General features: G+C 68.2%; 8 protein-coding genes. 4 read left to right on the forward strand and 4 right to left on the reverse strand.

Annotated elements, in window-relative coordinates:
- Positions 1-28: 28 nt before the first annotated feature.
- From BO996_RS22520 to BO996_RS22530, 3 genes are all read right to left on the reverse strand, one after another.
- Positions 29-1,111 carry an AAA family ATPase gene (locus tag BO996_RS22520; protein ID WP_012206645.1) on the reverse strand — a complete coding sequence of 361 codons (1,083 nt, stop codon included), beginning with the start codon at positions 1,109-1,111 and terminating at the stop codon, positions 29-31.
- A 70-nt stretch (positions 1,112-1,181) separates the two neighbouring features.
- A complete protein-coding gene (locus tag BO996_RS22525) occupies positions 1,182-2,954 on the reverse strand; it encodes a DUF5691 domain-containing protein (RefSeq protein WP_071956465.1) in 1,773 nt (590 codons plus the stop codon).
- Entirely contained in the window at positions 2,951-4,396 is a 1,446-nt protein-coding gene (locus tag BO996_RS22530) for an SWIM zinc finger family protein (protein WP_071956466.1), read from the reverse strand. The genes BO996_RS22525 and BO996_RS22530 overlap by 4 nt, the downstream gene beginning before the upstream one ends.
- A 478-nt stretch (positions 4,397-4,874) precedes the next feature.
- On the opposite strand from BO996_RS22530, the gene BO996_RS22535 reads away from it, so the two are divergent.
- Positions 4,875-6,194, forward strand: a complete 1,320-nt coding sequence (locus BO996_RS22535) for a putative DNA modification/repair radical SAM protein (protein ID WP_071956467.1) — start codon at positions 4,875-4,877, stop codon at positions 6,192-6,194.
- Positions 6,195-6,209: 15 nt separating this feature from the next.
- Positions 6,210-7,049, forward strand: a complete 840-nt coding sequence (locus BO996_RS22540; RefSeq protein WP_071956468.1) for a TIGR03915 family putative DNA repair protein — start codon at positions 6,210-6,212, stop codon at positions 7,047-7,049.
- Between the two features lie 64 nt (positions 7,050-7,113).
- Here BO996_RS22540 and purL read toward each other — a convergent pair whose 3' ends face one another.
- Complete coding sequence (purL, locus tag BO996_RS22545; protein WP_013801515.1) at positions 7,114-11,148, reverse strand: phosphoribosylformylglycinamidine synthase; 4,035 nt, start codon at positions 11,146-11,148, stop codon at positions 7,114-7,116.
- Between the two features lie 177 nt (positions 11,149-11,325).
- Here purL and map point away from each other — a divergent pair, with 177 nt between their 5' ends.
- Both map and BO996_RS22555 read left to right on the forward strand, forming a co-directional pair.
- Positions 11,326-12,141 (forward strand): type I methionyl aminopeptidase, encoded by an 816-nt coding sequence (gene map / locus BO996_RS22550; RefSeq protein WP_034396030.1) that lies wholly within the window; start codon positions 11,326-11,328, stop codon positions 12,139-12,141.
- Positions 12,142-12,230: 89 nt separating this feature from the next.
- Positions 12,231-14,864 (forward strand): [protein-PII] uridylyltransferase, encoded by a 2,634-nt coding sequence (locus tag BO996_RS22555; protein WP_198041254.1) that lies wholly within the window; start codon positions 12,231-12,233, stop codon positions 14,862-14,864.
- Positions 14,865-14,904: the final 40 nt, after the last annotated feature.

Raw genomic sequence — 14,904 nt, forward strand, 5'->3', positions numbered from 1 at the left:
GTCGGTCAGCGGTGCGGGAGTGCGGGCTTCAGAGCTGCTCGCGGCAGGCGCGGTACAGGTCCTTCCAGTCGCTGCGTTCCTTGACCACGGTCTCCAGGTATTCCTTCCAGACCACGCTGTCCTGCACCGGGTCCTTGATCACGGCGCCCAGCAGGCCCGAGGCCACATCGCCCGCGCGCAGCACGCCGTCGCCGAAATGCCCGGCCAGCGCCATGCCGCTGTTGATGACCGAGATGGCCTCGGCCGTGGACAGCGTGCTGCTGGGCGACTTGACGCGCACGGTCTTGCCGTCTTCGGTCTGGCCGTTGCGCAGTTCGCGGAAGATCTGCACCACGCGGCGCACTTCCTGCAGGGCCGGCGGCTCGGCGGGCAGGGCCAGGGCGCGGCCCTGCTCGGCCACGCGCTTGGTGACGATCTGCACCTCTTCGTCCTGCGAGGCCGGCACGGGCAGGATGACGGTGTTGAAGCGGCGCTTGAGCGCGCTGGACAGCTCGTTCACGCCCTTGTCGCGGTTGTTGGCCGTGGCGATGACCGAGAAGCCCTGCACGGCCTGCACCTCGCTGCCCAGTTCGGGCACGGGCAGGGTCTTTTCGGACAGCACGGTGATCAGCGTGTCCTGCACGTCAGCCGGGATGCGGGTCAGCTCTTCGATGCGGGCGATCTTGCCCAGCTTCATGGCATTGACCAGGGGGCTGGGGATCAGCGCCTTCTCGGACGGGCCGTGGGCCAGCAGCTGGGCGTAGTTCCAGCCGTAGCGCAGCTGCTCCTCGCTGGTGCCGGCCGTGCCCTGCACCAGCATGGTGGAGTCGCCGCTGACGGCGGCCGACAGGTGCTCGGACACCCAGGACTTGGCCGTGCCCGGCACGCCGTACAGCAGCAGGGCGCGGTCGGTGGCCAGGGTGGAGACGGCGATTTCCATCAGGCGCGGATTGCCGATGTACTTGGGGCTGACCTCGAAGCCGTTGCCGAGCTTGCCGCCCATCAGGTACTGGAGCACGGCCCAGGGCGAGAGTTTCCAGTTGGGCGGACGCGGACGGTCGTCCACCTTGCGCAGGGCTTCGAGTTCTTCGGCGAATTGCTGTTCGGCATGCTGGCGCAGGACTTGGCTCATGGTGTGCTTCCGGGAAGGGATAAGGGTTGGATTCGGTTCGGTTCGGGGTATGCGGCAGGACGGGCGCGGCTCAGGCCGGGCCGCGCAGGGCAACAAAGGCCTGGTGCAGGCCCAGGCGCAGATCGACGATGCGCTCCAGATGGCCGCGCATGCGCTCCTCGTCCCAGGGCCGCACGCGGCTGCGTTCAAGGCGCGCCTGCTGCTGGGGCGTGAGGGGAATGCTTGCCGGTGCGGCAACTGCAGCGGCTGTGGCGGCAGCGGTGGCCGTGACTGCTGCCGCAGCAGCAGCAGGTTCGGTTTGCGGCTCGGGCTCAGGCTCGGGCTGCGCATCCAGCACCGAGGGCTTGCGCCACAGTTCGGCAAAGCGCTCCAGCGCGGTCACGTCCAGCATGCGCGCACAGGACAGCAGGGCCTGGTCTGCGCGGTAGCTGTGCCAGTTGCCCGTGATCTGCTTGCCGCCCACGGCCACGTGCAGTGCCTCGGTCAGCCGCGCCGACAGCGCTGGCGAAAGCAGTTCGGCGCCGCCCAGCGACTGGGACATGCCTTCGATGGCATCGATGAGCTTGTGCCTGTCGCGCTCGAACTGGGCAATCCAGCGGGACTCGCGTTCCTCGCGGGACAACCGGGCCATGAGGGCGGGCAGGAGGGCGTCGTGGCGCATGTCGCGGCCCATGGTCTGGGCGGCATCGATCCATTCCACGTCCAGCTGGTACTGCAGGGCCTGCACCCAGCCCTGGCGCAGCGAGGACTTCCAGTCGCTGCGCCGGCTCCACTCCATCACTTCCAGGGGCGTCAGGCCCAGGGCGCGGGTCCAGAAGGACACGGGCGTGAGCTGCACCATCTGCTCCAGCAGCCAGGCCTTCTTGCCGCCACGGTGGTAGGCGTCGGGCTTGAGCGTGATGCCGTCGCGCTCCCATTCCTTGAGGCCTTCTTCGGGAGGCTCCACGATCCACTGGCCCTTGTCGTCCTGCTGCAGCATGGACTGCATCCAGCCCATGACGCGCTGGCTGTGCGCGCTGTCCGGCAGGCACGAGAGCATTTGCGCGGCGTTCTCGCGGATCTCCTTGCTGCGGTCGGACAGCAGTTTTTCGAGCAGCGGCTCATCGTCCATGCCCAGCCCCACGGCCAGGGCCTGGACCAGGGGCAGGCGCTCCTTGGCGCCCAGCTCCTTCAGGCTGCCTTCCAGCCGCGTGCGGGCCTTGGCGGCATCGGTTGCGCGCTCGCTGCGCAGCAGGGCCACGCGCTGCTCCACCGAGCCCTCCTGCCAGACCAGTTCGGGGTCGGCGGTTTCCTCCACGCCGCTGGCATAGCCCCATTGCGGGTTGAGCGCGCCCAGCCAGCGCCCGCGCTCGCCCAGCACGGGGGCCAGCCACTGGCGCAGCTCCACGGACTGGCGGCCCTGCTCCAGCGCAGGGACCAGCAGGTCATGGGGCAGGCGTTGGCCGGCCTGGTCCAGGGTGCGCAGCATGGAGGCCTGCAGCTCGAATGGGCCGTCCTTGAGCACGTCGCCCATCAGGGTGTGCAGGCGCGCATCGGCAGGCGCGGTGCGCGACTCCGCAGGCGCGGCGGCCGGCACGGCCAGCGGTGCCGTCAGGCGCACCAGCGCGCCAGGCTGCCAGCCGGCCCGCTCGAACACGGCCGCCACGGCGCTGGCGCGCAGCAGTTGCTGGGCGGGCGAGTCACCGGCCACGTCAGCGCGGGGCAGCAGCGCGGCCTGTACGGCCTGCTGCGACCCGGTTGCGGACGGGTCCACGCCCGAAGCCAGCGCAGGCGGCACGGCCAGCCGGTCCGAGCCGACCATGGCCGATTGCTGCAGCGCAGCCCAAAGTTGTGCGTTGCTCATACCGGATCACCCTGGTTCTGCCAGATACATTGCTGGGCGGTTTCGCCCTCGCGGGCCTGCCAGGCACTCAGCAGCCGCCAGCGGCCCACGGCCGGGCCGGGTTCCCATTCGCCAAACAGCTGCATGGGCGCACCGCCGCTGAGCGCCAGCAGGCGCCAGGCCTCGGCATCGTCAATCGCCACGGGAACGGGCTGCACTGGCGCCGCCGTGCCAGGGGCGACCGGCGATGCATCCGGCGCTTGGGGCCAGGCCGCGAACCACTGGCCCTGGGCGGGCACCAGCCGCAGCCGGTCCTGGCACAGCGGCTGCGTGGCCTGCAGCGGGTTGGCGGCAATGCGCTGGCCCAGCAGTTGCAGGACGTCGCCCACGGCCGATGTGGCCAGCGGGCTGGCGCCATCGGCAGGCAGCGCAGGCCCGTTGCCATTGGCCGCAATGGCGCGCAGCGGCGCATGGCCCGGATAGAAATTCAGCGCGCAGCCGTAGCGATGGCCCGGCACCCAGGCCGATTCAAAGCCGCGCCCGCCCTGCGCATAGTCCAGCACCAGGGCCATGCGCCCCGTGCGCTGCCCCTGCAGCCAGACGCGCCGCTCCATGAGCCGGCCTTCGCGCTCGATCATGCGCAGGCCGGCCACCAGCCATTCGTCCTCGACCAGCTGGCCCCTGGCCTGCACCTCGGCCTTGTCCATGGGCCAGCCCAGCGCGGCCATCACGTCGGCCTTGACCTCGGGGCTGAGCGACTCGCGGCGGCGAACGGCGTCGATGATCAACTGCCAGTGGCCCAGCTGCACCAGCATGTCGCGCGGCCAGTCGCGGTGGCTGTCCACCAGATCCCTGCAATCCTTGATGCGCGCCGCCATGCCCGTGGCCTGCGCATCGACCATGCGCGCGGCCATGTTGTTCCAGCGCTGGCGCATCTGCGTGTCGCTGGCCTGGTTGGCCAGGCCCGCACGCACCATGTCCTGCATCCACAGCGACAGCTCCTGCAGGCCGGCTTCGACCTTGTCCCAGCGCTTGTCCTCGCGCCTGGCCTGCTGTTTGGCCGCGACCTCGGGATCGGGTGGCGGCTCGGCCGCTGCGGCGGCAGCCTTGGCCTCTTTCTTCTCGGCCTTTTCCTGGCGGCTGTCCAGCCAGGTCTGTACCCAGGCGGGCGGATCAACGCCTTCGGGGACTTGCCCGCCGGCACGCATCAGCATCAGCGCCAGCCCGTGCTTGCAGGGGAATTTGCGGCTGGGGCAAGAGCATTTGAAGGAAGGCCCCGACAGGTCCACCTGGGTCTGGTAGGGCTTGCTGCCGCTGCCCTGGCATTCACCCCAGACCGCCACATCATTGGCGCCCATGGCGGGCCATTTGGCGGGCGATTGAAGGCCCTTGGCGGCCTTGCTGGATGAGGCGTCCGGCGACAGCGCCAGCACTTCGCTCTCTGTTCCTAATACACGCGACACCGAAGCTCCCTCTCCAAGTGTTTGTCATCGCCGGGCGCATTGAATGAAACGGCACTGCCCGGCAAACCTGAAAGCCTATCAGCAATAGTTATCGGCAATTTGAAACAATTCACAACAACACCCAACCTCTCTCCCATGAACGGGAAACCCCCATGGCGCGAAGTCAGCTGCGCTATATCAGCGCGTGCATTGATGGCACCAAGCCATGCCAGCCTTCAGGCATTGCGAAAGACGCAGAAAACACGCATTCACCATTTCCTGCGATGCACATCGCCACCCATTGAAAGCAAGCACTCATTCCGCACTGAAAACGGTTTCATTCCATTGCACTGGCAACCATTGCAATCCGCTGGCCATTGCGATAGCGCGACAGTGCGTTCGACCCGCAGCCAGGCAAGGCCGGACCAGACCCTGGCTGGGGGATGGGCTCTCAGAAAACCGGACGTGCCAGGCAAATATACTGTATATTTATACAGTCATGGAGCTGCAACGCAAACTTTTCATCCTCGCCGACGCCGCCAAGTACGACGCCAGCTGTGCCTCCAGCGGATCGCAGGGGCGCGACTCGCTGGACGGCAAGGGCATGGGCTCGGTCACCGGCATGGGCATCTGCCACAGCTATGCGCCCGACGGGCGCTGCATCTCGCTTCTCAAGATCCTGCTGACCAATGTCTGCATCTTCGACTGCCGCTACTGCATCAACCGCAAGAGCTCCAACGTGCAGCGCGCCCGCTTCACGGTGGCCGAGGTGGTGCAGCTGACGCTGGACTTCTACCGGCGCAACTGCATCGAGGGGCTGTTCCTGTCCAGCGGCATCATCCGTTCCAGCGACTACACCATGGAGCAACTGGTGGAAGTGGCGCGCCGCCTGCGCGAGGAGCATGACTTTCGCGGCTACATCCATCTGAAGACCATCCCGGATGCCGCCCCCGAATTGCTGGCCCAGGCAGGCCGCCATGCCGACCGCCTGAGCATCAATGTGGAACTGCCCACGGCCAGCGGCCTGGCGCAGTTCGCGCCTGAAAAGGATGGGCAGCGCATACGCCAGGCCATGCAGGGCGTGGACCGGCATGTGCAGGCCTGGCGCGCGGCCACGCGCGAGCAGCGCCAGGCGCAGTCCCTGCCCGGCGCGCCCGCGCAGCGCGCCGCCGTGCCGCGCTTTGCGCCGGGTGGGCAGAGCACGCAGATGATCGTGGGCGCCGACCGCGCAACCGATGCCGACATCCTCGAATCCAGCCACACGCTGTATGCGGGGTACGGCCTGCGCCGCGTGTACTACTCGGCCTTCAGCCCCATTCCCGATGCCTCGCGCGATCTGCCGCCGCAGGCGCCACCCCTCATGCGCGAGCACCGGCTCTACCAGGCCGACTGGCTGATGCGCTTTTACGGCTACCGGGCGGGCGAGATCGCGGCGGCCAGCCGCCACGGCATGCTGGACCTGGAGATCGACCCCAAGCTGGCCTGGGCACTGGCCAACCGACAGCAGTTCCCCGTGGACCTCAACCGTGCGCCGCGCAGCCTGCTGCTGCGCGTGCCGGGCCTGGGCACGCAGACGGTGGACCGCCTGCTGGCGGCGCGCCGCGTGCGCAGGCTGCGGCTGGACGATCTGCTGCGGCTGCGCGCCCCCGTGCAAAAGGCCCTGCCCTTCGTGCTGATCGACGGCCACCGGCCCCTGCTGGGCGAGACCGACTCGGCCGCGCTGCGCACCCGGCTGATCGCTCAGTCGCAGGCCAGCCAGGCCCAGGCACGGCACAGCGGCATGCGCGTGCAAAGCGCGCTGCAGGCCAGCCTGTTCTAGCGCCTGGAGCACGCCATGCAAGCACAGGCTCTCACCATCGAACTCGACAGCCCCGACGACTGGCCCGGCTTTCGCGCAGCCTGCCGGGCGCTGCTGGCCCATGGCGCCAACCCCGCCCTGGTGCGCTGGCGGTGGCCCGACACGCGGGGTGCGCAGCAACTTGGCGCGGGCGTGGACCTGTTTTCCAGCGCGCCGCAGCAGGCCATGCCCGCCTCGGCACTCGCCGGGCTGGCCGGCCCAGGCGAGGCAGGGCTGTCCCTGTCGGACACCCAGATGTCCGCGCTGCGCCATGCCTGCATGCACCGCGCGGCAGGCCGCTTCGAGCTATGCCACCGCTGGCTGGCGCGCATGCAGGCCCGGCCCGAACTGCGGCTGGATGCGCTGGATGCGGACTGGCGCGCCATCGAGGCCCTGGCCCGCCCCGTCTCGCGCGAGATCCACAAGATGCACGCCTTTGTGCGCTTTCGGACGACGCAGCGGCCGGACCAGCCCGATCTGCACATTGCCTGGTTCGAGCCCGAGCACCACATCGTGCGCGCGGCAGCGCCCTTCTTCTGCAAGCGCTTTGCCAACATGCACTGGGCCATCCTCACGCCGCAATGCAGCGCGCACTGGGACGGCCATGCGCTGCGCCTGGCGCCCGGCGCGCGCCGCAGCGATGCCCCGCCAGCCGACGCGGGCGAGGCCCTGTGGCTGACCTATTACGCCAGCACCTTCAACCCGGCGCGCCTGAAGGAGCAGGCCATGCTGCGCGAGATGCCGCGCCGCTACTGGCACAACCTGCCCGAGACGGTGCTGATCTCCACCCTGGTCCAGCAGGCCCGCGCGCGCACAGGGCAGATGCTGGAGCAGTAAGGACAGACGCAAAAGACAAAGGCCCCGAAGGGCCTTTGTCTGCTTTGCAGCGTCGCTCAGTGCATCAACCCAGCCACTTGCGGGCGTTGCGCCACACGCGCATCCAGGGGCTGAATTCCGACTTGTCGCCGTTGGTCCAGCTCATCTGCACGTTGCGGAACACGCGCTCGGGGTGGGGCATCATGGCCGTGAAGCGGCCATCGGCCGTGGTCACTGCCGTCAGGCCGCCGGCCGATCCATTGGGATTGAACGGGTACTGCTCGGTGGCCTTGCCGTGGTTGTCCACATAGCGCATGGAGGCGATGGCCTTGTCCGCATTGCCGCGGAAGCGGAAGTTGGCAAAGCCTTCGCCGTGGGCCACGGCGATGGGCAGGCGGCTGCCGGCCATGCCCTGCAGGAACAGGCTGGGCGACTCCAGCACTTCCACCATGGACAGGCGCGCCTCGAAGCGGTTGCTCTGGTTCTGCGTGAAACGCGGCCAGTCCTGCGCACCGGGAATGATGTCGGCCAGCTCGGCAAACATCTGGCAGCCGTTGCACACGCCCAGGCCGAAAGTGTCGCTGCGGCCGAAGAACTGCTGGAACTGCGCGGACAGGCTGTCGTTGAAGGTGATGGAGCGCGCCCAGCCGATGCCGGCGCCCAGCGTGTCGCCGTAGCTGAAGCCGCCGCAGGCCACCACTCCGGCGAAGTCCTGCAGCTGCGCGCGGCCGCTTTGCAGGTCGGTCATGTGCACGTCCACCGCGTCGAAGCCGGCTTCGGTGAAGGCGTAGGCCATTTCCACATGGGAGTTCACGCCCTGCTCGCGCAGCACGGCCACGCGGGGGCGCGCGCCCAGGTTCAGGAAGGGTGCGGCGGGGTTCTCGGCCGGGTCGAACGTCAGGTGCAGGTGCATGCCCGGGTCCGCAGGCTCGCCGGCTGCGGCGTGCTCGCTGTCGGCGCAGGCCGGGTTGTCGCGCTGCTGGGCAATCTTCCAGCTGACGGCATCCCAGACTTGGTGCAGGTCGCTGAGCGAGGCGCCGAAGACGGACTTGGCATCGCGCCAGACCTGCAGTTCGCCCTTGCCCGCATCGACCTTGGACGAGACGGGGCGCGTCTTGCCGATGATGTGGCTGCAGGTGGACAGGCCATGCTCGCGCAGGGTCTGCAGCACGGCGGCGCGGTCGGCCGTGCGGATCTGCAGCACGGCGCCCAGCTCTTCGTTGAACAGTGCGCGCAGCGTCATGTCGTCGCGGCGGCCGCTGATCTGGGAGGCCCAGTTCTTGCCTTCGCCCGAGTCCATGCGGCTGTCGCTGATGCCGTCGCCTTCGGTGACCAGCATGTCCACGTTGATGGCCACGCCCACATGGCCGGCGAAGGCCATCTCGGCCACGGTGGCCAGCAGGCCGCCGTCGCCCTTGTCGTGGTAGGCCAGGATCTGGCCCTTGGCGCGCAGGTCGTTGACGGCATCGACCAGGGCGATCAGGTCCTTGGCGTCATCGAGGTCAGGCGTTTCATTGCCGGACTGGCCCAGCACCTGGCCCAGGATGGAGCCGCCCATGCGCATCTTGCCGCGGCCCAGGTCCACCAGGACCAGGGTGCTGTCGTCTTCCGAGGCGTCCAGCTGGGGCGTGAGCGTGCCGCGCACATCGTCGATGGAGGCGAAGCCCGTGATGATCAGGCTGACGGGCGAGGTCACCTTCTTGACCTGGCCGCCCTCGTTCCACTGGGTGCGCATGGACAGGCTGTCCTTGCCCACGGGGATAGAGATGTCCAGCTGCGGGCACAGCTCCATGCCCACGGCCTTGACGGTGGCGTAGAGCGCCGCGTCTTCGCCGGGCTCGCCGCAGGCCGCCATCCAGTTGGCCGACATCTTGACCTTGGACAGCTCGATGGGCGCGGCCAGCATGTTGGTGATGGCCTCGGCCACGGCCATGCGTCCCGACGCCGGGGCGTTGATGGAGGCCAGCGGCGTGCGCTCGCCCATGGCCATGGCCTCGCCCTTGAAGCCTCGGTAGTCCGCCAGGGTCACGGCCACGTCGGCCACGGGCACCTGCCAGGGGCCGACCATCTGGTCTCGGTGCGTGAGACCGCCCACCGCGCGGTCGCCAATGGTGATCAGGAAGCGCTTGGAGGCCACGGTGGGGTGGGCCAGCACGTCGATCACGGCCTTTTCCAGGGGCACGCCGGTCAGGTCCATGGGCGGCAGCTCGCGCTGCACGGTGGCCACGTCGCGGTGCATCTTGGGCGGCTTGCCCAGCAGCACGTTCATGGGCATGTCCACGGGGAACTTCTGGTCGCCCGAGGCCACCGCCGTGTCCTCCAGCACCAGCTGGCGTTCTTCCGTGGCCGTGCCGATCACGGCGAACGGGCAGCGCTCGCGCTCGCAGAAGGCCGTGAATTCGGCCAGCGATTCGGGAGCGATGGCCATCACATAGCGTTCCTGGCTTTCGTTGGACCAGATTTCCTTGGGCGCCAGGCCGGATTCCTCCAGGTTGACGGCGCGCAGGTCAAAGCGCGCGCCACGGCCCGCATCGTTGGTCAGCTCGGGGAAGGCATTGGACAGGCCGCCGGCACCCACGTCGTGGATAGCCAGGATGGGGTTCTTGTCGCCCTGGGCCCAGCAGTGGTTGATGACTTCCTGGGCGCGGCGCTCGATCTCGGGATTGCCGCGCTGCACGGAGTCGAAGTCCAGCTCGGCCGCGTTCGTGCCGCTGGCCATGGAACTGGCAGCGCCGCCGCCCATGCCGATGCGCATGCCGGGGCCGCCCAGCTGGATCAGCAGGGTGCCGGCGGGGAACTCGATCTTCTGAGTCAGCTCGGAGTCGATCACGCCCAGGCCGCCCGCGATCATGATGGGCTTGTGGTAGCCGCGCATCACGGCATCGGCACCCACGCCGACCTGCTGCTCGTACTCGCGGAAATAGCCGGTCAGGTTGGGACGGCCGAATTCGTTGTTGAAGGCCGCGCCACCGAGCGGGCCCTCGATCATGATCTGCAGCGGGCTGGCGATGTGCTCGGGCTTGCCCACTTCGCTGCCCCACAGCTTGGAGACCGTGAAGCCCGACAGGCCGGCCTTGGGCTTGGAGCCGCGGCCCGTGGCGCCCTCGTCGCGGATCTCGCCGCCCGCGCCGGTCGATGCGCCGGGGAAGGGGGAGATGGCCGTGGGGTGGTTGTGCGTCTCCACCTTCATCAGCACATGGTTGACGGCCTGCTTCTTCTGGTAGCTGGGCGCCTTGATCTTGTCCAGGGCCGCCTCGAAGGTGGCGACGAAGCGCTCGACCTCATGGCCTTCCATGATGGAGGCGTTGTCCGAGTAGGCCACCACCGTGTGCTGGGGCGAGACCTGGTGCGTGTTGCGGATCATGCCGAACAGGCTCTTGTCCTGGGCCTCACCGTCGATGGTGAACTGGGCGTTAAAGATCTTGTGGCGGCAGTGCTCGCTGTTGGCCTGCGCGAACATCATCAGCTCCACGTCCGTGGGATTGCGCTTGAGGCCCTTGAAGGCATCGACCAGGTAGTCGATCTCGTCGTCGGCCAGGGCCAGGCCCCATTGGCGGTTGGCGGTCTCCAGCGCGGCGCGGCCGCCGCCCAGCACATCGACGAACTCCATGGGAGCGGCGTCCAGGGCGGAGAACAGTTGCTCGGCCTCGGCGCGCGTGGCGAAGACCGACTCGGTCATGCGGTCGTGCAGCAAGGCGGCGATCCGTGCAGTCTGCTCGGCCGAAAGTTCAGGCGCGCTGCCCAGCACATTGCTCAGCAGGCCGGTCTTGAAGGCGATGCGGTATTCGGTGATGCGCTCCACGCGGAACACGCCCAGGCCGCAGTTGCGGGCAATGTCCGTGGCCTTGGAGGCCCAGGGGGAGATCGTTCCCAGGCGCGGCGTGACCACCAGGGCGGCACCGTCGGCCGGGCCTTCATAGGGGTCTCCATAGGTCAAGAGCGCCTGGAGGCGCTCTTGCAATGCGGGCGTGGGTGCGGCGTCCGTGGCCACCAGGTGCACGAAGCGCGCGGCAATGCCGGTGATTTTGGGATGGATGGAGACCAGTTCGGTCAGGAGCTGCTGGGCGCGGAACGAGCTGAGAGCGTTTCCACCCTCCAACTGTGTCAGATGCAAGGTCACGTGGCGGCCTGTTGGGTGAGGAGGCTTGTGAAAAGCGCCCTGCGGCCCCGCCCTCCGGGGGCTGGCTGCAAGGCGCTGAATCGGTGAGGCCGCTATTTTACCGGGCTGAGCCGTCCCGATGGCGACAGCCGCCCCTTACCCCTGCACGCCCGAAGGCGCAATGGGATAATTGCGGGCATGAGCATCACCATCAAGAGCGCTGAAGACATCGCAGCCATGCGCGTGGCCTGCCGCCTGGCTTCGGAAGTGCTGGACTACATCACCCCCCACATCAAGCCCGGCATCACCACGGCCGAGATCGACCGCCTGGGCGCCGAATGCATGGCGCAGCAGGGCACGGTCTCCGCCACCATCGGCTACCAGCCGCCCGGCTACCCTCCCTACCCCGGACACCTGTGCACCTCGGTCAACCATGTGGTCTGCCACGGCATTCCCAATGACAAGCCGCTCAAGAAGGGCGACATCGTCAATGTGGACGTCACGGTCATCACCAAGGACGGCTGGTACGGCGACAACAGCCGCATGTTCATGATCGGAGAGTGCTCCATCGCGGCCAAGCGCCTGTCGGCACTGACCTTCGACGCCATGTGGCTGGGCATCCAGCAGGTCAGGCCCGGCGCCACGCTGGGCGACATCGGCAACGCCATCCAGACCTTTGCCGAAGGCCACGGCCTGTCGGTGGTGCGCGAGTTCTGCGGCCACGGCATCGGCCAGAAGTTCCACGAAGAGCCCCAGATCCTGCACTACGGCCGCCCCGGAACGGGCACCGTGCTGGAAGAAGGCATGGTCTTCACCGTCGAGCCCATGCTCAACCTGGGCAAGCGCGAGATCAAGGAACTGGGCAAGGACGGCTGGACCATCGTGACCAAGGACCACAGCCTCTCGGCCCAGTGGGAACACACCCTGGTGGTGACCAAGACGGGCTACGAAGTCATGACCCTGTCGGCCGGCTCGCCCGCGCTGCCCCCCTTCGTTACCACCACGAGCTGCTGAGGCTCGGCATGTTTCTTGCGTGATGCGCAGGCAAAATGGCATGGCGTCCGGGGCACCCGCTCCCGGCGCCTTCCCTGCCCTCGCCGCGCATGAAACAGACCACTGACCACACTCCTTCCCACGCTGCGCCCTCTGCCCCGGACTCGCTGGAGCAGTTGCGCGTGCAGTACGCCCGGGATCGCGGGCGCTGGATAGGCTCGCTGCTGGCGCCCACCATGGGCCGGCGCGGCGTGCGCCTGGTGCTGCAGCACCTGAGCGATCTGGCCGACACGCTGCTGCGCGCGCTGTGGCATCGTGCCGGCATGCCGCCCGAGGCCTGCCTGGCCGCCGTGGGCGGCTTCGGGCGCGCCCAGCTGTTTCCCTATTCCGACATCGACGTGCTGGTGCTGCTGCCAGCCGCCGGCACAGCAGATGCCGAGCTGGCCTCGCGCATCGAGAAATTCATCGGCAGTTGCTGGGACGCGGGCCTGGAGATCGGCTCCAGCGTGCGCACGCTGGCCGAATGCCTGGAGGAATCCGAGCGCGACCTGACGGTGCAGACCGCCCTGCTCGAATCACGCCGCATCTGCGGCAGCGAGCCGCTGTTCGCCGAGTTCCAGACGCGCTACCAGGCCCAGATGAATGCGCACGCCTTTCTGTCCGGCAAGCTGCTGGAAATGCGCCAGCGCCACAACAAGTACGAGAGCACGCCCTACTCGCTGGAGCCCAACTGCAAGGAATCGCCCGGCGGCCTGCGCGATCTGCACACCATGATCTGGCTGGCCCGTGCCGCAGGCCTGGGCAGCAGCTGGCAGGCCCTGGCCGGCAAGAGGCTGATCACCGATTTCGAGCGCCGGCAGCTCGAGGACAACGAAGCCCTGCTGAGCCTGATACGGGCTCGCCTGCATGCGGTGGCGGGCCGGCATGAGGACCGCCTGGTCTTCGACCAGCAGACCGCCGTGGCCGAGGCCTTTGGCTACCGCTCCACCTCGGCCGAGGGGCGCAAGCTGGCCATGCGCGCCAGCGAGACGCTGATGCGCCACTACTACTGGGCGGCCAAGGCCGTGACCCAGCTGTGCCAGATCCTGCGGCTGAACATCGAGGAGCGGCTGAACCCGCGCCCCACGCCGCGCATCCGGCTGAACTCGCGCTTCTACGAGAAGGCCGGCACCATCGAGGTGGCCAGCGACGATCTCTACGAGCGCGAGCCGCACGCCATCCTCGAAACCTTTCTGATGTACGAGACCCATGTGGGCCTCACCGACCTGTCGGCGCGCACGCTGCGCGCGCTGTACGGCGCGCGTGACCTGATGGACGCGGCCTTCCGGCGCGACCCGGTCAACCGCGCCACCTTCATGAAGATCCTGCAGCAGCCCAGCGGCATCACGCACGCCATGCGGCTGATGAACCAGACCTCGGTGCTGGGGCGCTACCTGTGGCCCTTCCGGCGCATCGTGGGCCAGATGCAGCATGACCTGTTCCACGTCTACACGGTGGACCAGCACATCCTCATGGTGCTGCGCAATGTGCGGCGCTTTTTCATGGCCGAGCATGCGCATGAGTACCCGTTCTGCTCCCAGCTGGCCAGCGGCTGGGACAAGCCCTGGCTGCTGTACGTGGCCGCGCTGTTCCACGACATCGGCAAGGGCCGGGGCGGCGACCACTCCATCATCGGCGCCGTGGAGGCCAAGCGTTTTTGCCGCGCCCACGGCATTGCGCGCGCCGACGCCGAGCTGATCGAATTCCTCGTGCGCGAGCACCTGACCATGAGCCAGGTTGCGCAAAAGCAGGACCTGTCGGACCCCGAGGTGATCCAGGCCTTTGCCGAGCGCGTGGGCAACGAGCGCAACCTCACGGCCCTGTACCTGCTGACCGTGGCCGACATCCGCGGCACCAGCCCCAAGGTCTGGAGTGCCTGGAAGGGCAAGCTGCTGGAGGACACCTATCGCCTGACCTTGCGCGTCATGGGCGGACGCGCGCCCGATGCTGCCGCCGAAATCGAGGCCCGCCGCCGCGAGGCCCTGGTGCAGCTGGCACTGACAGCCCAGCCCTTCGAATCGCACAAGAAGCTCTGGGACACGCTGGGCGTGGACTATTTCATGCGCCACGAGGCGGCCGACATCGCCTGGCACACGCGCCACCTGTCCCGCCACGTGGGCACTACCCGCCCCGTGGTGCGCGCGCGCCGCTCCCTGGCCGGCGAGGGGCTGCAGGTGCTGGTCTACGCGCCTGACCAGCCCGATCTGTTCGCGCGCATCTGCGGCTACTTCGACCGGGCGGCCTTCTCCATTCTGGATGCGCGCGTGCACACGGCCCACAACAGCTATGCGCTGGACACCTTCCAGGTGGTCGCGCCCGCCATGCAGGAGCAGTACCGCGAGCTGATGCACATGGTCGAGAACGACCTGGTCGCCGCGCTGATGCAAGGCGGGCCGCTGCGCGAGCCATCCCCCCGGCGCCTGTCGCGTCGCGTCAAAAGCTTCCCCTTTGCGCCGCGCGTCACGCTGCAGCCCGACGAGAAAGCCCAGCACTGGCTGCTGTCCATCTCGGCCACGGACCGCGCCGGCCTGCTCTACACCGTGGCGCGCATCCTGGCGCAGCACCACCTGAGCGTGCAATTGGCCAAGGTCAGCACGCTGGGCGAGCGCGTGGAAGACAGCTTTCTGATCGAGGGCGCCGAACTGCAGAACAACCAGCGCCAGTTGCTCATAGAAACCGAGCTGCTGCAGGCCTTGGCGGTCTGAGCTTGCGGCAAAAAAAGGCCCGCCCTGTCAACCAGGGCGG

Origin of the sequence: Delftia sp. HK171 (assembly GCF_001886655.1) — a bacterium.
GTDB classification, from domain to species: Bacteria; Pseudomonadota; Gammaproteobacteria; order Burkholderiales; family Burkholderiaceae_C; genus Comamonas; species Comamonas acidovorans.

Coding starts and splice junctions, on each gene's coding strand:
- map (WP_034396030.1), top strand. CDS start 11,326: ATGAGCATCACCATCAAGAGCGCTGAAGACATCGCAGCCATGCGCGTG.
- BO996_RS22555 (WP_198041254.1), top strand. CDS start 12,231: ATGAAACAGACCACTGACCACACTCCTTCCCACGCTGCGCCCTCTGCC.
- BO996_RS22535 (WP_071956467.1), top strand. CDS start 4,875: ATGGAGCTGCAACGCAAACTTTTCATCCTCGCCGACGCCGCCAAGTAC.
- BO996_RS22525 (WP_071956465.1), bottom strand. CDS start 2,954: ATGAGCAACGCACAACTTTGGGCTGCGCTGCAGCAATCGGCCATGGTC.
- BO996_RS22540 (WP_071956468.1), top strand. CDS start 6,210: ATGCAAGCACAGGCTCTCACCATCGAACTCGACAGCCCCGACGACTGG.
- BO996_RS22520 (WP_012206645.1), bottom strand. CDS start 1,111: ATGAGCCAAGTCCTGCGCCAGCATGCCGAACAGCAATTCGCCGAAGAA.